Here is a 19495-nt window from a genome sequence, read left to right as displayed (position 1 = left end):
GTGGCGACGCCGCCGTCCGTCGCCGTCGTGCGGAGGCTTCTGACGGCGCCGTCGACGCGGCCGACGCCGAGGCCGAACGCGTCGATGGCGTACCCGAAGAGGACGCCCGTCACGAGGGCGATGGCGTAGGCGTACACGCCGGCCTCGGGGGCGAGGGCGATGATGACGAACGCCGAGTCGCCCGCGGTGGCGACGAGCGTGGCCACGACGGTGCCGAACGAGACGGACCCGCGGACGTACAGCGGCATCATCACGATGGCCCCGCCGCACCCCGGCGTGAGCCCCATCAGCGCGCCGACCAACGGGCCGGCCCGCCGGTTCTCCTCTAACTTCTCGACGAGGCGGCCGTCGGTGCGATACTGGATGTAACTGAACAGGAGGACCGTCACGGCGACGAACGCGCTGACCTGCACGAAGCCGTCGCGGACGGACCCGAAGAGGATATCGACGACTTCAGACATCGTCGGCCCTCCGAACGCGGTTTCGCCTTGCGGCGAAACCGGGCATATGATTCATCTCATCCAAGGATTAGACACGTCTAAAAATAAATCTATGGTCTGCGAACTCCGTCTCAGTCGGCTATCGTCGCGGCCTCGGCGTCGGCCAACCGGCGGAGTTCGGCGGGGTCGATGGGGAAGACGGCCTCGGGCGTCCCGGCGGCGGCCCAGACGGTGTCGTGCTCCGAGAGCGTCTCGTCGAACAGGACGGGGAGGTCCGTCTCGTGACAGAACGGCGGAACGCCGCCGATGGACCACCCGACCACGTCCCGAATCTCGCCGGGGTCGGCCATTCCCACGTCGGCGGCGTCGACGCCGAGGCGGGCGGCGAGTCGCGCCTCGCTCACGCGGTTGGCGCCGCTGGTGACGACGACGACGAGGTCCTCGCCCGCCCGGAAGATGAGGCTGCTGGCTATCTGTCCGACCTCACATCCCACGGCCGCGGCGGCGTCCGCGGCCGTCTTCGTCCCCTCCGGGAACTCCTCGACGGTCACCTCGAAGTCGTGTCGCTCGCACGCGGCGTCGGCGAACTGCCTCGCTCGTTGATGCATGGTGTCGAAGCGCACGCGGAGGGGGCGCTAAAGTCTCACTCTTCGGCGGCGTTCGACTCCGCCGCGCGCCGACGCCGCCCCCGATTTAGGCCCGCCGAAAGTATCGGAAATATGAAACTTTTATCTCGCTCCGAGGCGTACCGTCGGTATGGACTGGGGAGGCTTCGCCTTCGTCTTCGCCGCCGGCCTCGTCACCGCGTTGGCGACGGGACTCGGAGCGGTTCCGTTCTTCTTCGTGCGCGACGTGAGCGACCGCTGGAACGTCGCGCTGTGGGGCGTCGCCTCGGGCATCATGTTATCGGCGTCGGTGTTCGGTCTCGTCTTGGAGGCGCTGTCGCCGTCCGTCCGCGTGTCGCTGGCCGGCGTCTCCGTCTCGGCGGTTCCGACCCGGACGCTCCTGTTGCTCGGCGCGGGACTGCTGGCGGGCGTCCTCCTCGTCGTCGTCGCCCACCGCGTCATCGAGGGCGCCGAGGTGAACCCGCGGCAGTACGAGGAGGCGGACTTCCGGAAACTGCTTCTCATCCTCGGGGTGCTTACCGTCCACAGTTTCCCCGAGGGCGTCGCCGTCGGCGTCGCGTTCGCGGACCTCGGACTGGATGGGGGGCTCCGCGTCCTCGGCGTCGCCGTCCCGCTTCTCGCCGTGTTCATGACCGTCGCCATCTCCGTGCACAACGTCCCCGAGGGCGTCGCCATCTCCATCCCGCTTCGCTCGATGGGCGTCTCGAACCCACGACTCGTCTGGTGGTCGGTGTTCTCCAGCCTTCCGCAACCCGTCGGCGCCGTCGCCGCGTTCTACTTCGTCCGCGTCGCCCGAGAGTTCCTCCCCGTCGGGTTCGGCTTCGCCGCCGGCGCGATGATCTATCTCGTCCTCGCGGAGTTCGTCCCCGAGGCGTTCGAACGCGGAGCAGACCTGCCGAACGGCGGCCGGACGGAACTCTTCGCCGGCATCGCCGCCGGCGCCGCCGTGATGGTGCCGTTGCTGTTCGTCTGAGCGGCCGCGGTCCGTCCGTCGAGCGGACTCGGCGTTCCGCTACCGGCGCCAAAAGCAGTGTTGCGGGGACCCCGTCTCGGGGGTGTCCGCGTCTCCGGACTCGAACGGTTTCGAAGCGGTCGGAGCCGAGTCTCAGTGACTGTGGCCCATCGCGTCGGCCAGGGAGACGCCGAACCGCTCTTCGAACAGTTCCTCCATCTTCTCGTTGAGTTCCTCGAGGTCCGCCGGCGTCTCGCCCTCGCCGTGGTGGACGGCGACGTGCGCCTGCTGTGCGAACGACTGGACGACCAGGTCGCCGACGACGTTCGTCGCTTCCTCGCCCTGTTCGGTGAACACGTCGACGAGTCCCTCGGGGAGTTCGACCTCTTCGACGTCGCCGTTCGGTCCTTCTATCGTGTAGGTCTCGGTGTCGACCATGGGTACCCTGCGGTCTCTCCGGTTAAGGGTCTGTGGAAATCCGGCGGCGCGCGAGGGTGAAAATCGGAAGCGTCGCTCAGTCGTCGGATTCGGCCGCCGCGGGTTCGGGTTCCGGTTCGGACGCCGCCTCCTCTCGCTCCAGATCTTCGAGGTAGTCGTCCGCGTCGAGAGCGGCCTTCACGCCGTCGCCGCCGGCCGTCGCGGCCTGCTGGTAGTGGTGGTCGACCACGTCGCCGGCGGCGAAGATACCGGGCACGTCCGTGGCCGTCTGGCCGCCGTCGCGGCCGCCCTTCGCCAGCACGTAGCCCTCCTCGTCGCGTCGGACGCCCGTCCCTTCGAGGTAGTCTGCGTTCGGCGTGTGGCCGATGGCGTAGAACACCGCGCCGACGTCGAACTCGAACGTCTCCGTCTCGGAGTCGTCGAGTTTCTCGGTCGGGTGGCCCTCGGGGTGGCGGACCATCGTCACGTGGTCGACGCCCTCCTCGGGCGTCCCGTGGAGTTCCGTGACTTCGGTGTTGCGCATGATCTCAATTTCGCCCTTGTCGACCTTCTCCATCACGCGGTCGATCCAGTAGTCCTCCGCGCGGAACTCCTCGCGGCGGTGCGCGATGTACACCGTCGAGGCGAACTTCGTGAGGAAACTCGCCTCCTCCATCGCGGCGTCGCCGCCGCCGACGACGAGAATCTTCTCGTCGCGGAAGAACGCGCCGTCGCAGGTGGCACAGGTCGAGAGGCCGTAGCCCATCAGGTCGTCCTCGCCGGGGATTTCGAGCGTCCGCGCGGACGCCCCCGAGGCGGCGATGACGGCGTCGGCGGTGTAGACGTCGCCGTTCTTCATCGTCACCGTGAACGGCCGGTCGGACGCATCGACGTCCTCGACGATGCCGTGGTCTATCTCCGCGCCGAACCGCTCGGCCTGCGTTTTCATGTTCTGGATGAGTTCCGGTCCGGAGATGCCCTCCGGGAAACCGGGGTAGTTCTCGACCTCCGTGGTCAGCGTCAACTGTCCGCCGGGTTCGTCGCCCTCGAACACCAGCGGCTCGTTGTTCGACCGCCCGGCGTAGATGGCGGCCGAGAGGCCGGAGATGCCCGACCCCGCGACGATGAGCTTCCGGTGTTCGACGAACGCGTCGTCCTCGGTCATATCTCCACGTTAGCTAGAGTCGCCCTTTTAGGTTCCGCTGTCGTGCGCGATTGCCGTCGACTCGGACGGGGCGACTGCGGGGGCGGGAAAGACCGGGATTCATACGACCGCGACTCCGAGGAGTCCCCATGCCCGCGGACTTAGCGGAGAAGACCGACCGCTACGGCCGGATGCTCGCCGACGCCCTCGACGAGGCGACGGTGGCCGTCCCGCGAGAGACGCCCCTCGGGGGCGCGGCCGTCGAAATCGAGGAGATGGCCGTCTCCTACCTCGAAGACGGGCGTCACTTCCGCGAGAACGACGACCCGGTGAACGCCTTGGCGTCGTTCTCGTACGGCTACGGATGGCTCGACGCCGGCGTCAGGATGGGACTGTTCGAGGTGCCTGAGGGGACGGGGCTGTTCACGACGGAGTGAGGCGGGCGGTTCGGGGTTACTCGAAGCGGAACGACGGGCCGTCCTCGGAGTCGTGCACCTCGACGCCGAGAGCGGCCAGTTCGTCGCGGAGTTCGTCCGCGCGGTCGTAGTTGCCGGCCTCGCGTTCGGCCTCGCGCACGTCGAGGAGGAGTTCCACGAGGTCTCCCGCTATCGCCACGTCGCCGCCCTCGGCCGCGCCGCCGAAGCCCAGACCGAACACGTCGCCGCCGAGGTCCTCGAACGCCTCGACAGCCTCCCGAAGTCCGCGGTAGTCGTACTCGTCGGCGTCGCCGACGTGGGTGTTCACCGCGCGGGCGAGTTCGATGAGCGCGGCCATCGCCTCGCGGACGTTGAAGTCGTCGTTCATCGCCTCGCGGAACGCCTCCCTCGTCGACTCGACGGCCCCGCGCAGGTCCTCGTCCTCGACGGAGGCGTAGGCGTCGGGGCTGTCGGCGGCGTCGACGGCCGCCTCGTAGGCGCGTTCGAGTCGGTCCCAGCGCTCCTCCGCCTCGTTCATCGCCGCGTCGTCGAACGTCTGCTCGGCGCCGTAGCCCGTCGAGAGGTAGAACGTCCGGATGACGTCGACGCCGAACTCCTCGAGGGCGTCGTCGACGGTGAAGAAGTTGCCCAGACTGGAGGACATCTTGTCCGCCTCCGTCTGGAGGAGGCCGACGTGGAGCCAGTAGCGTGCGAACGTCTGCCCGGTCGCGGCCTCGCTCTGCGCCACCTCGTTCTCGTGGTGGGGGAACACCAAATCGCGTCCGCCGACGTGGATGTCGATGGTCTCTCCCAGATGCGTCATCGACATCGCCGAGCACTCGATGTGCCAGCCGGGTCGCCCCTCGCCCCACGGCGACTCCCACGTCTCGCCCTGCGGGCCGTCCAGCGGGTCCAACCCCTCGTGTCGGTGTTCGGCGACGGCGTCCTCGGAGACGCCGCCCGCCTTCCAGAGCGCGAAATCCGCGGGGTGGCGCTTCTCGCCGCGTTCCTCGGCCTCCCCCTGCGCCTCCATCTCCTCGACGCGCTGGTTCGATAGCTTCCCGTAGTCCTCGAAGGCGGTCACGTCGAAGTAAACGGAGCCGTTCGACTCGTAGGCGTAGCCCTTCTCCACCAGCGTCTCGACGAGGTCGCGTATCTGTGGGACGTGCTCGGAGACGCGGGGGTAGACTTCGGCGCGCTTGAGGTTCAGCCCGCGCATGTCGCGGATGACGTGCTCCGTGAAGTGGCGGGCAACCTCCGGTTCGGAGTCCCCGAAGCCGTCCTCGCCGATGCGGGCGGTTATCTTCTCGTTCACGTCGGTGAAGTTCTCGACGTGGTGGACGTCGTACCCCTCGTGCTCCAGCCATCGGTGCATCACGTCGGCGTGCATCCAGAGGCGGGCGTGGCCGAGGTGGGCGTCGTCCGAGACCGTCAACCCGCAGACGTAGAGCAACACGTCGTCGTCGTCCTGTGGTTCGAACTCCTCGCGTTCTCCGGACAGGGTGTTGGTCACGGACAGCGTCATCGAGGGAGGCTACTCCCGAGGCGGTTTTCAACCCGTCGGAACGGCGCCCTATCGATTGGATACGACCGCGGTCGGCGGTCACGAGCGCTCGACCGGCGATGACGGACCGACCGAGAGCGGGTCGGGCGGTCCGCCGAGAGCGCCGTTCGGCCCCGTCGACGAAGTGATACCGCACCAATAGTTATGCCGAATGCGTGGTCTTTTCTAGCATGGCTACCGAACGGTCGCGGCCGACGCGTCGCGACGAGATAGAGGAGATACTGGAACGGAAAGCGGGCGGCGTGGCCGAGACGCGGGACGAAGCGGACAAGTACACCGTCGTCGGCGCCGCCCGACGGGCCACCTTCGCCAACTGGCTGACGCCCGTCGAGGAGCACTTCGTCTGCCACCGGAACGACATCCCGGACGCCGACGACGACGAGTGGACTATCGCGCTCACCGGCGACGCGGCGGGGACGCTCTCGACGGCGGCTCTCAGGGAGGAGTACCCGCGGGTCGCCGTCGCGCACACGATGGAGTGCGCGGGTAACGGGCGCGGCCAGCACCGGCCCGAGACGGGGAGCGTCCAGTGGGGGTTCGAGGCGGCGGCCACCGCCGTCTGGACCGGCGCGCCCGTCAGTTCGGTGCTCCGGGCCCACGGCGTCGACGCGGCGGACGGCCGGTGGCTGACCGCCGTCGGCGGCGACCCCTCGGACGGCGACGACGTGTTCGCGCGGTCGATTCCGCTCTCGAAGGCGTTCGACGACTGCGTCCTCGCCTACGAGATGAACGGCGACCCCCTCCCGCGGGAGCACGGGTTCCCGGTCCGCCTCGTCGTTCCGGGTTGGTACGGCGTGAACAACGTGAAGTGGGTCGAGGAACTGCGCGTGATGGACTCGATGGTGACCGAGGGCTCCCTCGATAGACCGGGCGAACACGCCTACTGGCAGCAGGTCGCCTACCGACTCCACCCGCACGGCGTCGAACCCGACGCGAACGAGTCCGTCGACGCCGCGGACACGTGGGAGCAGTTGACGGGGGCCGTCGACCATCCGTACACGTTCGATGCCAACGTGAAGTCGGTAATCGGGACGCCAGACAGCGAGTCTCCCGTGACGCCCCGCGACGGCGCGACGGAGGTGCGCGGCGTCGCGTGGGCGGGCGACGACGGCGTCGAACGCGTCGAAGTTTCGACCGACGGCGGCGAGACGTGGGCCGACGCGGACCTGTTCGGGCCGGACTACCCCGGGGCGTGGCGACTGTTCCGGTACGACTGGCGGCCGAAGCCCGGACGCTACGAGTTGCTGTCGCGGGCGACGGACGACCGGGGGCGGCGACAGCCTGCGCGCATCTCCGACCCGGACGCGTGGGACGACGCCCTCGGAGACGACGCGTTCCCGTGGAACGAGGGCGGGTACGCCGCGAACGCCTTCGAACCGAACGGCGTGACGGTCGAGGTGGCCGATTCCGAGGAGGAAGCGTAAGCCGACGCGAACGACCGGGCGGGGACGAGACGGCGCGCCGGGAACGCCTCAGACCGACAGCGACTCGAAGGCCGACTCCACGTGTCGGAGCGCGTTCGCCCCCTGTCGCTGCGGGACGACGACGACCAGTTCCCCGTCCGCGACGCCCGCGGCGTCGACGATGACGTTCTCCGCGCGGAGGCGGTCACAGACGACCGAGAGCGCGCGGGCGTCCACGTCGCCGGTAGCGACGAGGGCGGTGAGTTCCCCGCCGGCGGCGACAACGGCGACGCCGCCGACGGTGAGTACTCGCTCGTCGTCCCCGTCGGCCGGCACGTCCTCGCCGGCGAGTCCGACCCCGCTTCGCATCCGGACGGTGGCGTCCCGCACTTCGGTTTCTAAGGGCGGCAGGTCGTCGGCGAACCGGCGGAGCGCGGTGGCGACGGCGTCGGCCTCGCCCTCGACGTCCAACGTCTCCGCGGCGGCGGCGTAGTTCACCACGCCCGCGCGGAGAGCGTAGAGGAGGTGCGGGCGCGCCCTGACGGCGTCTCGTGTCTCGGCGGCCAGTGACATGGTGATGCCCTCGGCGGAGACGCACAAAAGCGTCTCGGAGGCGGCGGTGGCGCGCGGGACGAACTCCGGCTATCGAATCGACAAGATTCCTTTCGGGAACCCGAAGTCCATAAGGCGGCGCTCCCGTAATTTCCACCCATGCAAGCGCTGGTCATCGTGGCGCACGGGTCGCACCTGAACCCGGATTCGAGCACGCCGACGCAGCGTCACGCGGACACCATCCGCGCGACGGGAGCGTTCGACGAAGTGAAGACCGGCTTCTGGAAGGAGGAACCCTCCCTTCGGGAGGTGCTCCGCACCGTCGAGTCCGAGGAGGTGTACGTCGTCCCCCTGTTCATCAGCGAGGGCTACTTCACCGAACAGGTCATTCCGCGGGAACTCCGCCTCGACGGCTGGGACGTCTCCCAGTGGGACTCCGACGGCCTCAACGCCGACACGGCGACGCTCGTCGCCGAGGACACCGGACAGACCGTCCACTACTGCGGGCCGGTCGGCACCCACGAGTCGATGACGGACGTCGTCGTCCGCCGCGCCGAGACGGTGACGGGCGACCCCGACGTGGGACCGGGGTTCGGCCTCGCCGTCGTCGGCCACGGTACCGAACGCAACGAGAACTCCGCGAAGGCCATCGAGTACCACGCCGAACGCGTCCGCGAGTCCGGCCGCTTCGACGAGGTGCGGGCGCTCTACATGGACGAGGAACCGGAGGTGGACGACGTGACCGACCACTTCGAGTCGGAGGATATCGTCGTCGTTCCCCTGTTCGTCGCCGACGGCTTCCACACGCAGGAGGACATCCCCGAGGATATGGGCCTCACCGACGACTACCGGACGGGCTACGACGTGCCCGCCGAGGTGGACGGCCACCGCATCTGGTATGCCGGCGCCGTCGGGACGGAGGCGCTCATGGCCGACGTCGTCCTCGAACGGGCGGCCGACGCGGGCGCCGACATCGAAGACGCCATCGCGAGCGTCCGCGAGGAGACGAGAGAGACGCCGGCCGCGGGTGACTGACGTGCGGGGCGAACAGTTCGATGCGCTCGTCCGCCGACTGGACGAGCGGCCGATAGACTTCGACGGATTGTGCGCCGAGTGGGACGGGGACGGCTACGCGTTCGAGACGCCCGACCGAACCCACGAGGGACTCTCGCAGGCGGGGCTTCACGAGGCCGCCGCGAACGCCGAGCCGTACGTGACGAACTGGTACTTCTGGGAGGCGGACGTGGGACACGAGGGGCGGCACCGCCGCGCGTTCCTCCGCAAACTGGAGGCGGCCGACGAGCGCTCGGTTCCCGAACGCTACGACGCCCTCGAGACGGGAATGGAAACGGAGTGGGGCCAACTCCGAATCACGGCGACGCTCGGCGACGCGGGCGAACGCCGCTACGAGGTGCGACACGAGGACGACGCGGGCGCAGACGTCGACGCGTTGGAAGCGCACGAGGACCCCCTGGACGCCCGCGACATCGCCACCTACGACGAGAAGGAGCGGTACCGGCCGCTGAAGACGGCGCCGACGCTGGTCAACGGCTGGGTGTTCCCCGCGCTGGACGGCCGGGACCTGACGGAGACGGTAGACACGTTCTACCCGGCGACGATAGCCAACTGGAACCTCGAACGCGAGGGCGAACTCGACGTCTCCCACTGGGAGGAGACGATGGAGCGGCAGTCGGGCATCTACAGCGTCATTCAGACGTGGAACCGCGGCGAGGGGAAAGAACACGTCGAGTGGGTCGCCGAGTCCTGCTGTGACGACTCGCAGTGTCTCAAGCGCCGCGAGTGGCAGTACGACGAGGAGACGGAACTCGACGCCCCCGGCGGGGACGGCGCGTTCCCCTGCCGGGAGCCGTGTTCGCTCGTCGTCGCCGCCGCGCGCAAGTGGACGCGGTTGGAGGGCGAGGAGTCTCGGACCTACGAGTTCGAACTGACTCCCTCGGAGAAAGAACAGGTCGAGGACATCATCGGCGCCGTCGCCGACGGCCGTGTCGACGACGTGCGCGAGGCCGACATCTACGAGGGAGCGAACCGCTACCGGACGCGGTTCCTCCGCGCGAAGCGCTTCGACGAGAACGGAAACCTCTCGGGGACGCCGACGGAACCGGAAGAGGAGACGGACGGCGCGGGCGAGGGCGGCGATAACTGAGGGGTCGTCCGGTCCGGCCGGTCGCCCCGGCGGCCCGCTACTCGCGCAGGACGAACAGCGCGGCGACGGCAGCGGCGCCGAGGACGACGCCGACGCTGAGCACGACGACCGTGTTCTGGACGAGGGTGACGACGAGAGCGGCGACGAACACCACGAGCAGTATCAACGCGGCGACGGGAACCGACACCTCCGCCGGAACCGCCGCCCGGAGTTCGTCGGCGAGGGAGGGTTCGGGCTCCCGCTTGGGCGGTTTGCTCAACTCCTCGTCGACGTCGATACCGGGTTTCGACTCCGGCGTCGGTTCGACCGTCACGTCGATGTACGTCGTCTCCGCGCCGTACCCGGTGGCGATTTTTAGTTTGCCCGTGACGGGTTCCGGGCCGGGGGACGCCTCGACGTGGACGTGCTGTGAGTCACCGCCCTCGACGTAGTGGTTGCCGCCGTCGAGGCGCGCGACGCCCGACAGGTCGTCGTCGAGGTGGAGGTGAACGTGGACGGCCTGTCCGGCGTTCTCGAGCACGACGTAGAACTCGCCGGCCGCCGAGAACGACGGCGGCGCGTCGATGGCGTGGAGGCCATCTCCGTTCAACTCGACTCGAAGCGACTCGGTCACGTCTGGTACGGTCGACCTACCGGTTCAAAAGCGTTCAGGTGTTGCGTTCCTATTCGTCCCGCATATCCGGCGGGAGGAGGTTCGGGATACCGTCCTCGATGGGGTACTCCTCGCCCGTGACGGTGCCGACGAGCGTTCCCGAGAGTATCTCGTCGCCGTCGCGCTCCGTGACTTCGAGTTCCAAGTCGCTCTTATCGAGCGGATCGCAGAGGATGTCCATCAGAGATTCCTTCATACTCCGCGTTCCGTCTCGATGCGACAAAAGATTACGGGTTCGTCGTTTTCGGTCGCTGGGAATCGACAGTCGGACTTTCTTCCCGACGCCGCCAGTGTCGAACGCATGCCAGAGCAAACGCTCTACCACCGACTCGGCGGCCGCGACGCCATCGCATCAGTCGTCGACGTGTTCTACGACCGCGTCCTCGCGGACGACCGACTCGCGCCGTTCTTCGAGGACGTCGATATGACGAAGCAGCGAGCCCACCAGACGCAGTTCATCGCCGCGGTGACGGGCGGTCCCGGCGAGTACGACGGCGGGGAGATGCGCGAGGTTCACGAAGGGATGGGCATCGACCACGAGGACTACGACGCCATCGAGGAGCATCTGAGCGCCGCGCTGGCCGAACACGACGTGTCGGCTGACGAACGGGCGGACGTGGTGGAGACCCTCGAGTCGCTCCGCGACGATATCGTCGAAGACAAGTACGGGACGCGCGCGAGCGGAATGGTCTGAGACCGGGACGGAATCGGGACGGAACCGGAGCGGACCCGACTACCGTTCGAACGGATTGACGACTTCGACCGTCTCGGCGCGGTCCGGACCGACGCCGACGGCGTACACCGGCGCGCCGACCTCCTCGGAGACGTAGTCGAGGTACTCGCGGGCGGCCGCGGGGATGGCGTCGTAGCCCTCCTCGGCGACCGACGTCCAGTCGACCTCCTCCCACGTCTCGAACGTGCGGAGGTTCGGTTCGCATCGGTCCCAGCGCTCGGTCGCCGACGGAATGGTGAGTCGTTCCTCGCCGTCGAGGTCGTAGGAGTGACCGACCTTCACCTCGTCCAGTCCGCCGAGCACGTCGAGGTGGTTGACGGCGATGCCGGTGAGACCGCTCACGCGGGAGGCGTGACGGAGCATCGGCATATCGAGCCACCCGATGCGGCGGGGACGGCCAGTGACGGTACCGAACTCGCCGCCCTTCTCGCGGATGAAGTCCGCGAGTTCCTCCTCTCTCTCGTCGTCTTTCAGTTCGGTCGGCATCGGTCCTTCGCCGACCCGCGAGAGGTACGACTTGACGATGCCGACGACTTCGCCCTGCCCGACGACGGTCGGTCCGACGCCGGTGCCGGTTGCAGCGCCGCCGGCCGTCGGGTTCGAGGAGGTCACGTACGGGTAGCTCCCGTGGTCGATGTCGATGAGCGTACCCTGCGCGCCCTCGAACATCAGGTTCTCGCCGGAGGCGCGTCGCTCGGCGAGGAAGTTCCCGCAGTTGACGGCCATCCCCTCCTCGCGCAGGCGGCGGCCGAACTCGGCGTACTCGTCGATGAGCGCCTCGACGTCGCACTCCTCGCCGGCCTCCAGTCCGTAGACGTCCTCGATGAGCGCCTTCTTCTTGGGGACGACGTACTCCAGTCGCTGGCGGAGCACCTCGGGGTCCAACAGGTCGCCGATGCGGACGCCGCGGCGGCCCGCCTTGTCCTCGTAGGTGGGGCCGATGCCGCGTCCGGTCGTGCCGACGGTGAGGTCGGAGTCGGCCTTCGCCTCCTCCTCGACGGTGTCGAGGCGGCGATGGTACGGCATGATGACGTGGGCGCGCTTTGCGACCCGGACGTCGGGTTCGAGTCCGCGTTCGCGCAGGTCGTCTATCTCCGAGAACAGCGTCCGCGGGTTGACGACGCAGCCGTTTCCGAGCACGCCGACCTTGTCGCGGACGGCGCCGCTGGGAACGAGCGAGAGTTTGTACTCCTCGCCGTCTTCGACGACGGTGTGTCCGGCGTTGTCGCCGCCCTGATACCGCGCGACGACGTCGGCGTCGCCTCCCCACAGGTCGACGAGAGCGCCCTTGCCCTCGTCGCCCAACTGGGAGCCGACGATAGTGACGGTCATGGTCGGCGATTCTGTGGCAGCCCTCAAACCGATTACGGTCCGTCGCCGGCATCTATCCATCGACGTGTATCGAACCGGAACGGAATCGCGGGTGCTACCCACTTCCGTGCATCCACGTGCGAGAAACCTACCCAAACGGTTATGCACCAGTGCGTCCAAGTGCGTGTCATCGCTCGCCACGCCCGCGTCCGCCGGTTCCTCCGGGAACCGTCGGGAGGGCGCACTCGGCCTGGGTCACAGCGGACCGACAGTTCTTCGACCCGAGACCGAGCGGAGGGGTAACATTTAAACGCCGCAAAGACGAGTTAACAAATGGCATGATAGACCGACTTGAGAAGGAAGTGGATATGCTGGAACGGCACTTGCAGGTGCTGAAGATGGTCATCGAGAGCGAACCGATCGGAATCGTGAAGATGTCCAACGAGACCGGCTACCCCCACCACAAAGTCCGCTACTCCCTCCGCGTCCTCGAAGAAGAAAACCTCATCGAGCCGTCCAGCCAGGGTGCGATCACGACCGAGCGCACCGCGGAGTTCGTCGACGAACTCGACGAGAAACTCGACGAAATCGTCGACAAACTGGACACGATGAAGATCGAAGAAGCGGCCGAAATCGAGGGCTGAGTCGCCCGACGGTCCCACGTCGCTGTCGACGTAGCGCGGCGGACGCGACGGTCCGCACCGTCTCCAGCGATATCGACGTACGCGGACGCCGGTCGCGGTACGCGGCCTCCGGACTGACCACGCGACGACCCTCCTCTCACTACTCTCGACGCGCCCGACGAGATGTCTCGCTCGCCTCTCAGACTCAGAGGTCCGGGACGTTGACGTGGAACTCGTTGTTCCGCGCCTCGACGAGACAGACGTGGTAACCCTGCTTGCGGGAGAGCTTCACGAACGACATCCGCTTGGACCGCGAGAGGAATCCTCCGCCCGTCTCCTCGGAGACGGCCTCTAACGCCTCGGGGTCGAAGAACGACTCCGTGACGTAGAACGCCGTCGCCAACGCGTCGTTGTTCTCGGCGACGGCGCGCGCATTCTCGACCAGCGACGCCACCATCGCCTCCGTCGTGGCGGTGCGCGTGGTGTTCATGTCGGCGACGAACAGGGCATCGCCCATCTGGTCGCGGAAGACGACGTCGAACTCGCGGTTCTCGGCCCCCTCCTCCGTCTCGAAGCCGACGACGCCGCGGAGTTCGATGCGGTCGATGCGCGGCAGCGAGTCGAACAGGTCCGCGAGGGTGTTTCGGTTCCCGGTCTCGCCGATTTCGTACAGGAGGTCGGTAACGACCCACTCGGCGAAGGCGTACTCCGTGCTCTCGCGGAGGAACTCCTCGTACGGGACGTCGTCAACGGCCAACCCCGCCGTGTCGAACGTCGTGTGGTGTTCGAGGCGGAGGTTGTCGATGACCTCCTCTCTGGACGCCTGCCCGTCGTGCGCGTCCTCCAGCGTCGCCTGCCCCTTCCGCCGGTAGCGGACGAACAGGTTCGTCCCGGAGAGCGCCGCCTCGGGCGACATCGACTCCTCGGCGACGAACTCGCCGTCGGCCGACTCCAGTCTCGCTTCGAGGCGTTCGACCTCGGCCTCCAGCGTCTCGACGCGCGCTTCGAGTTCCTCCGCCCGGTCGCGGTGCTCGTCGCGTTCGGCCTCCAGTTCGTCGCGCTCGGCCGCGAGTTCGTCCCGTCGGGTCTCGGCCGCCTCGAGTTGCCCCCGGAGTTCGGTGACCGCCTCGGCGGACTCGCTCGCCTCCGCCTTCGCCGACTCGGCTGCGGCCGCCGCGGCCTCTTCCCGGCGGCGCTTGGCCTCCTGCTCCTCGCGGCGACGACGCTTTTGCGTCTCCTGGCGCTGCTTTCGCTGCTGCTGTCGGCGGTGGTCCGATGGCGCGGACTGCTGTTGCTTCCGCTGTCGTCGCCGCTGGGTCGTCCCCGCGCTTCCCCCCGTCTCGCCGCTCTGCGTGCTCGACTCGCTCGGGTCGAGGGAGGGTATCGAACGCGCCTCCCGCCACTTCTCCTCGGCCGAGAAGGGGTCGTCGCCGTCTCTCGCTTCGCCGTCCTCCCCTTCGGCGGCGGCGGCGCGCGCTTCGGGGGTCGCGGCGTCCGCGAGGCCGTCCGGTTCGTCCGCGTCGGACCCTGATTCGGCCGCGGCGGGTTCGTGCTGCTCCTCGGCGGGGTCGACCGTCTCGGGTGAGTCGGCGGCCGCGGCCTCGGGAGCCTGCACGTCCGGACGCGGGTCGTCCGGCGCCGCGGCCGGGNTCCTCGGCGGGGTCGACCGTCTCGGGTGAGTCGGCGGCCGCGGCCTCGGGAGCCTGCACGTCCGGACGCGGGTCGTCCGGCGCCGCGGCCGGGTCCTCGCTCTCGCCGACGCTCTTGGGGTCGTCCGCCCCGTCGTCGCTCGCGCCGACCTCCTCGTCGGCCGTCGACGCCGACGCGCGGGGCTCCGTCGGTCGCGGCGCCTCGGACTCCGAGGGCTCCGCGGTCGGGGCCGGGTCGGCGTCGTCTTCAGTCGGTGCGGGGTCCGCCTCCGCCGTCGGGGGGTCGTCCGCGGCGGGTTCGTGCTGCTCCTCGGCGGGGTCGACCGTCTCGGGTGAGTCGGCGGCCGCGGCCTCGGGAGCCTGCACGTCNGTCGGGGGGTCGTCCGCGGCGGGTTCGTGCTGCTCCTCGGCGGGGTCGACCGTCTCGGGTGAGTCGGCGGCCGCGGCCTCGGGAGCCTGCACGTCCGGACGCGGGTCGTCCGGCGCCGCGGCCGGGCCCCCGTCCTCCGCCTCCTCGGATTCGTCAACGCCGTCGTCCGGTCGTTCCGGGAGGTCGAGAATCCGGAGGTCGACCTCCTTTACCTTGTAGATGCCCACCTCGTCGTTGGCCTGCTCGAACGCCTCGTCGCCGGTGACGAGCCGGTCGTTGTTGCCGACGAACGCCACGCTCATCGACTTACCGCCGTAGTAGGCGACGTAGTAGTCCCCCGAGAGCACGTTCTCCGACAGTTCGACGTAGCCGGTGAACCCGCCCGTCGACAGCGTCTCGTCGGCCTCCGAGAGCGGCGTGTCGTTCGTGTAGTAGCTCGCGCGCGTCTCGCCCCCCGTCTCGCGCATCGCGAACAAAAGCGAGAGCGCGGGGTCCGGCGCGCGGTACGCCGTCAGCTCCGCGCCCTCGAACGATTCGAGACTTCCCTCGAAGACGCCGATGAACCGTCCGTTGAGGGCGAACGTCCACGTTTCCCCCGATGAGACGGCTCCGGAGAACCCGTCGTCGGCGAGTCGGTGCAGTCCCTCGTACCCCGCCTCGACGGGGACCGTCTCCCACCCGCGTACCGTGTCGATTGTCTGTCCATCCATTTGCCGGTATATCACAGAATCCGAGACATATACTTTCCGGAGAAACGACCCCCCATTCGGTCGAATCGTCACCTTTGATTGACACTATTCCCGCGGTCGACGCTCGTTCGACGGCCGCGACTCGGCGTTCGCGGTGCGTCCGAGGGCATCTCGGAGCGTCACCGCGGCCAGAAGGAGGAGGTACGCGCAGAGGCCGGCGGCGAGCACCGTCGCCGCGGCGGGGCCGAGGAGGGAGACGGCGACGGTCAGGATGACGACGCCGAGGGTGACGGCCGTCGCCTGCACGACCGGACGCTCCCAGACGGCGCGCACGCGGGCCGCACGGAGCGACAGGAGCGCTTCGAGGGCGAGGGTGCCCATGACACCGACGGCGACGGGGAGGGGTGTGACGGGCGCGTCGAGGGCGACGACGGCCGCCGCGGCGGGCAGAAGGACGACGAGGGCGAGCAACGCGTCGCGGCGGCGTCCCATGGGTCGACCGAGGGACGGCGACCTTTTAGCCCTCGGGGCTGTTGGAAGTGGATATATGGTCGATGGCCCCGCCGAGACCCTCTCTCGAGCGAAGCGCCGACTCGTGCTGTTTCTCTCGGGCGTGGCCGTTCTGATGGTCGGTTACGCCCTCCTCTACCGGTGGGGGATGGCGACGTTCGAGGGGATATCGGTCACGTTCCTCGACGCCCTGCACGTCGTCGTCGAGACGTTCACGACGACGGGGTACGGCGAGGACGCCGGTCAGTGGACGACGACGGGGATGAAACTCATCACCATCCCGATGATGATATCGGGCGTCACCGTCATCTTCCTCACCCTGCCGCTGTTCATCGTCCCGTTGGTGGAGGAAGCCCTCCGGACCGCGCCGCCGACGGGGACGGACCTGACCGACCACGTCATCATCTGCTCGTTCACCTCGCGCGGCGGCACCTTAGTCGAGGAGTTAGCCTCGCGCGACGTGCCGTACGTCGTCGTCGAGTCCGACCGCGAGACGGCCGAACGCCTGTACGCCGAGGAGTACGACGTCGTTCATGGCGACCCCGAGTCGGTCGAGACGCTGGAGGCGGCCAACGCCGAGGAGGCGATGGCGCTCGTCGCCGACGACGACGACGAGACGAACGCCTCCATCATCCTCTCGGCGAAGCAGGCGGCGCCGGACCTGCGCATCATCAGCCTCATCGAGGACGCCACGCTGTCGGACTACCACCGCTACGCCGGCGCCGACGAGGTGGTTTCGCCCCGCCGCATCCTCGGGGAGAGCCTCGCGCGCAAGGCCGCCTCCCCCATCGCCACCGACATCGACGACGCCGTCGAAATCGGCGACGACTTCGAGGTGGCCGAGGTGCTCGTTCAGCGCGGGTCCGCCCTCGAAGGCGACACCATCGCCGAGAGCGCCATCGGGCGGCGGACCGGCGTAAACATCATCGGCGCGTGGTTCCGCGGCGAGTTCGTCACGCCGCCGGACCCCGACGCCGTCGTCGACGAGCACACCATCCTCCTGGTCACCGGCCGCGAGAACCAACTGGCGCGTCTGAAGGACCTCACGCGCTCGGAGACGCGGCGCTTCCGCCGCGGGAAGGTCGTCGTCGCCGGCTACGGCGAGGTGGGCGCGACGGCCGCCGACGCCCTCGCCGCGGAGAGCGTCCCGAGCGTCGTCCTCGACATCGAGGATGCGCCGGGCGTCGACGTCGTCGGCGACGCGACGAACAGGCAGGCGCTCCTCTCGGCGGACATCGACGAGGCGCAGAGCGTCATCCTCGCTCTCGACAGCGACACGACGGCCATCTTCGCAACGCTCGTCATCAAGCAGGTGTCGCCGGAGACGGAGGTCATCGCCCGCGCCAACGACGCCGAGAGCATCGCCAAACTCTACCGCGCGGGCGCGGAGTACGTCCTCGCGCTCTCGACCGTCAGCGGTCGCATCCTCGCGTCGAACCTCACCGAAGAGGAGGTCATCGCGCCGCAGTCGCAGGTCGAAATCGTCCGGACCGCCGCGCCCCAGATAGCGGGCCAGACGCTCGCGGAGGCGGACGTCCGCGCCCGGACGAACTGCACCGTCATCGCCGTCGAACGCGACGGCGAACTGCTCACGGAGGTCGGGCCGGACTTCGTCGTCCGCTCCGCGGACACGCTCGTCGTCGCCGGCACGGACGAGGACATCAACCGCTTCAACGTCGTCTGCGGCTGAGTCGGGGCCGAAGCGGCGCCGGCGGCGCGAGGGCGACGACCCACGCCGCCAGCGAGAGCGCCCCGACCAGTTCCGGGACGGCGATTCCGGGACCGAGACCCGACAGCCCCCAGAGTGGCCACGCCGCCACCGAGACGACGGCGAGAAGCAGCGAGACCCGTCCGGTCGCCGTCGTCCGGCGGCGCGCGCCGTCGAGAGCGAGCGTCGCCGCGAGAAGGACGAAAAAGGAGACGGCCGCCGGGTAGTGCAACGGCTGATCGGACGGGAACGCGCCGACGCCCGCCATCGCGACGGCGCAGAGCGCGTACGTCGCCGCGACGGTGCGAGAGGCGTCCCGGAGCGCGGGGACGTAGCCGAGCGCGAGACACCCGCCGACGAGCAGGCCGCCGTTGAACGGGAGCGAAGTCCGCGGGTCGACCCCGAGGTCCGAGAGCGCACTCGCGGTCCACGAGAACGAGGGAGAGAGGGCGACGGCGACGGCGATGCCCGCGAGGGCGACGACGGCTCCGAGGGGACCGGCGAGTCGAGCGAGTGGGCGGTCGGGGCGGGCGCGCGGGTCCGGATCGGTCTCGTCAGTCACGATCACGGTACGAGTTGGCGGCCGAAAGAAGGATCCTCGCGGCGGTCCGGTCCGGCTACAGGACGCCGGAACTGGTGCCGAGTTCCGCGCCGACGTAGAGCACGACGACGAGGAAGATCCAGACGACGTCCACGAAGTGCCAGTACATCGAGGCCGTACTGACCGAGACGTGTCGGTCCGCGGAGTACTGCCCCATCAGCGCGCGGACGAATACGATGCCGATGAGCACCGCGCCGAGGCTGACGTGCAGGCCGTGCAGGCCGGTCAGGCCGAAGAACGCCGACCCGAACAGCCCGGAGATGATGGTGAAGTCCTCGTGGATGATGAACTCGTAGTACTCGTACACCTGTCCGCCGATGAACACGATGCCGAGGAGCAGCGTGAGCGCGAGTCCGCCGATGAACTTCTTGCGCTCGTCCTTCCGGATGGCGACGTGCGCCCAGTGGAGCGTGAGCGAGGAGGCGATCAGCAGCGCGGTGTTGATGAGAACCAACGACCCGGTCAGTTCCGGGACGCCGACCAGTATCTCCTCCCAGTTGCCGGCCCTGATGTAGAAGTAGTAGCCGAACAGCGCCCCGAACGTGCCGAGTTCCGAACCGAGGAACGCGAGCATCCCCCAGCGGAGTTTGTTCGCACCTTTCTCGCTGGCCTCGCGCGTCCAGAAGTGACTCACGAACGCGTGGTAGACCCAACCGTACAGTCCGGCGAGGAAGATGGCGATGGACCCTACGAACGCCGCGGGTCCGACCATCGATCCGACGATAGCGTCCTCCCCGCGTCCGAGTATGTAGAGACCCGCGCCGGCGTAGATGCCGGCCGCGCCGACCGCGGTGACGAACGGCCACCAACTCGCCTCGCCGAATCCGCGAGGCCAGTCCTCCACCGCCGGGAGGTGGTGCCCGTGGTCGTCGTGTGCTTCTTCGGTACCCATACTCGGACGTAGCCAGCGGACTACTAAAAATCCTCCCAAGTCGCGGCCGGCGCGAGGCCGCCGGCGTCCGTCGAACGGC

At 68.6% G+C, this 19495-nt stretch carries 21 protein-coding genes; 8 read left to right on the top strand and 13 right to left on the bottom strand.

The genetic code is table 11. From position 1 onward, the window contains the following. Together C474_RS21125 and C474_RS21120 are read right to left on the bottom strand one after the other, a co-directional pair. On the bottom strand, positions 1 to 461 hold a 461-nt coding region (locus C474_RS21125), incomplete at its 3' end, for a putative manganese transporter (RefSeq protein ID WP_008390442.1). A 110-nt stretch (positions 462 to 571) separates the two neighbouring features. Then, on the bottom strand, positions 572 to 1048 hold the full coding sequence (locus C474_RS21120; protein ID WP_008390441.1) for a YbaK/EbsC family protein: 477 nt from the start codon (positions 1046 to 1048) through the stop codon (positions 572 to 574). Positions 1049 to 1196: 148 nt separating this feature from the next. Here C474_RS21120 and C474_RS21115 point away from each other — a divergent pair, with 148 nt between their 5' ends. Then, entirely contained in the window at positions 1197 to 2039 is an 843-nt protein-coding gene (locus C474_RS21115; RefSeq protein ID WP_008390440.1) for a ZIP family metal transporter, read from the top strand. Between the two features lie 132 nt (positions 2040 to 2171). Here C474_RS21115 and C474_RS21110 read toward each other — a convergent pair whose 3' ends face one another. After that, positions 2172 to 2456: a DUF7545 family protein gene (locus C474_RS21110; RefSeq protein ID WP_008390439.1), complete on the bottom strand. Its 285-nt coding sequence runs from the start codon at positions 2454 to 2456 to the stop codon at positions 2172 to 2174. Positions 2457 to 2532: 76 nt separating this feature from the next. Then, positions 2533 to 3600, bottom strand: a complete 1068-nt coding sequence (locus tag C474_RS21105) for an NAD(P)/FAD-dependent oxidoreductase (RefSeq protein WP_008390437.1) — start codon at positions 3598 to 3600, stop codon at positions 2533 to 2535. Positions 3601 to 3728: 128 nt separating this feature from the next. Here C474_RS21105 and C474_RS21100 point away from each other — a divergent pair, with 128 nt between their 5' ends. Beyond that, positions 3729 to 4016: a DUF357 domain-containing protein gene (locus tag C474_RS21100; protein WP_008390436.1), complete on the top strand. Its 288-nt coding sequence runs from the start codon at positions 3729 to 3731 to the stop codon at positions 4014 to 4016. 16 nt (positions 4017 to 4032) lie between these two features. Here the strand turns inward: C474_RS21100 and cysS are convergent, their stop codons facing one another. After that, entirely contained in the window at positions 4033 to 5520 is a 1488-nt protein-coding gene (gene cysS / locus C474_RS21095; protein ID WP_008390435.1) for a cysteine--tRNA ligase, read from the bottom strand. Between the two features lie 209 nt (positions 5521 to 5729). On the opposite strand from cysS, the gene C474_RS21085 reads away from it, so the two are divergent. Beyond that, positions 5730 to 6983, top strand: coding sequence for a sulfite oxidase (locus C474_RS21085; RefSeq protein WP_008390433.1), 1254 nt, complete (start codon positions 5730 to 5732; stop codon positions 6981 to 6983). Between the two features lie 48 nt (positions 6984 to 7031). On the opposite strand, the gene C474_RS21080 is transcribed toward C474_RS21085, so the two are convergent. After that, positions 7032 to 7535, bottom strand: coding sequence for a DUF7523 family protein (locus tag C474_RS21080; RefSeq protein WP_008390432.1), 504 nt, complete (start codon positions 7533 to 7535; stop codon positions 7032 to 7034). Positions 7536 to 7673: 138 nt separating this feature from the next. Between C474_RS21080 and C474_RS21075 the strand changes: the two genes are divergently transcribed. Next, the gene (locus tag C474_RS21075) at positions 7674 to 8549 is read left to right on the top strand and encodes a CbiX/SirB N-terminal domain-containing protein (protein WP_008390431.1); all 876 of its coding nucleotides are present in this window, start codon (positions 7674 to 7676) and stop codon (positions 8547 to 8549) included. Then, entirely contained in the window at positions 8542 to 9678 is a 1137-nt protein-coding gene (locus C474_RS21070) for a DR2241 family protein (protein ID WP_008390430.1), read from the top strand. Before C474_RS21075 ends, C474_RS21070 begins: the two co-directional genes overlap by 8 nt. Before the next feature lie 37 nt (positions 9679 to 9715). On the opposite strand, the gene C474_RS21065 is transcribed toward C474_RS21070, so the two are convergent. Together C474_RS21065 and C474_RS21060 are read right to left on the bottom strand one after the other, a co-directional pair. Next, the gene (locus tag C474_RS21065) at positions 9716 to 10291 is read right to left on the bottom strand and encodes a DUF7524 family protein (RefSeq protein ID WP_008390429.1); all 576 of its coding nucleotides are present in this window, start codon (positions 10289 to 10291) and stop codon (positions 9716 to 9718) included. A gap of 49 nt (positions 10292 to 10340) precedes the next feature. Beyond that, positions 10341 to 10526, bottom strand: a complete 186-nt coding sequence (locus C474_RS21060) for a methytransferase partner Trm112 (RefSeq protein ID WP_049917238.1) — start codon at positions 10524 to 10526, stop codon at positions 10341 to 10343. A gap of 105 nt (positions 10527 to 10631) precedes the next feature. Here C474_RS21060 and C474_RS21055 point away from each other — a divergent pair, with 105 nt between their 5' ends. Further along, positions 10632 to 11024, top strand: coding sequence for a group I truncated hemoglobin (locus C474_RS21055; protein ID WP_008390427.1), 393 nt, complete (start codon positions 10632 to 10634; stop codon positions 11022 to 11024). Positions 11025 to 11063: 39 nt separating this feature from the next. Here C474_RS21055 and C474_RS21050 read toward each other — a convergent pair whose 3' ends face one another. Then, entirely contained in the window at positions 11064 to 12395 is a 1332-nt protein-coding gene (locus tag C474_RS21050) for an adenylosuccinate synthase (protein WP_008390425.1), read from the bottom strand. 317 nt (positions 12396 to 12712) lie between these two features. On the opposite strand from C474_RS21050, the gene C474_RS21045 reads away from it, so the two are divergent. Continuing rightward, positions 12713 to 13018, top strand: coding sequence for a hypothetical protein (locus C474_RS21045; RefSeq protein ID WP_008390423.1), 306 nt, complete (start codon positions 12713 to 12715; stop codon positions 13016 to 13018). Between the two features lie 184 nt (positions 13019 to 13202). Here C474_RS21045 and C474_RS21040 read toward each other — a convergent pair whose 3' ends face one another. After that, positions 13203 to 14612 (bottom strand): DUF7527 domain-containing protein, encoded by a 1410-nt coding sequence (locus C474_RS21040; RefSeq protein WP_239640467.1) that lies wholly within the window; start codon positions 14610 to 14612, stop codon positions 13203 to 13205. A 1198-nt stretch (positions 14613 to 15810) separates the two neighbouring features. Beyond that, positions 15811 to 16197, bottom strand: a complete 387-nt coding sequence (locus C474_RS21035; protein ID WP_008390422.1) for a hypothetical protein — start codon at positions 16195 to 16197, stop codon at positions 15811 to 15813. Positions 16198 to 16252: 55 nt separating this feature from the next. Between C474_RS21035 and C474_RS21030 the strand changes: the two genes are divergently transcribed. Beyond that, complete coding sequence (locus tag C474_RS21030) at positions 16253 to 17905, top strand: potassium channel family protein (RefSeq protein ID WP_008390420.1); 1653 nt, start codon at positions 16253 to 16255, stop codon at positions 17903 to 17905. Here the strand turns inward: C474_RS21030 and C474_RS21025 are convergent. Together C474_RS21025 and C474_RS21020 are read right to left on the bottom strand one after the other, a co-directional pair. Beyond that, positions 17886 to 18485 carry a DUF998 domain-containing protein gene (locus tag C474_RS21025; RefSeq protein ID WP_160166855.1) on the bottom strand — a complete coding sequence of 200 codons (600 nt, stop codon included), beginning with the start codon at positions 18483 to 18485 and terminating at the stop codon, positions 17886 to 17888. The genes C474_RS21030 and C474_RS21025 overlap by 20 nt on opposite strands. A 55-nt stretch (positions 18486 to 18540) precedes the next feature. After that, a complete protein-coding gene (locus C474_RS21020; RefSeq protein ID WP_008390415.1) occupies positions 18541 to 19416 on the bottom strand; it encodes a cytochrome c oxidase subunit 3 in 876 nt (291 codons plus the stop codon). Positions 19417 to 19495 lie beyond the last annotated feature (79 nt).

The organism is Halogeometricum pallidum JCM 14848 (genome assembly GCF_000337095.1).
Taxonomy (GTDB): domain Archaea; phylum Halobacteriota; class Halobacteria; order Halobacteriales; family Haloferacaceae; genus Halogeometricum; species Halogeometricum pallidum.
The sequence above is the reverse complement of the archived record's forward strand: the minus strand, read 5'-3'. Positions and strand labels throughout refer to the sequence as shown.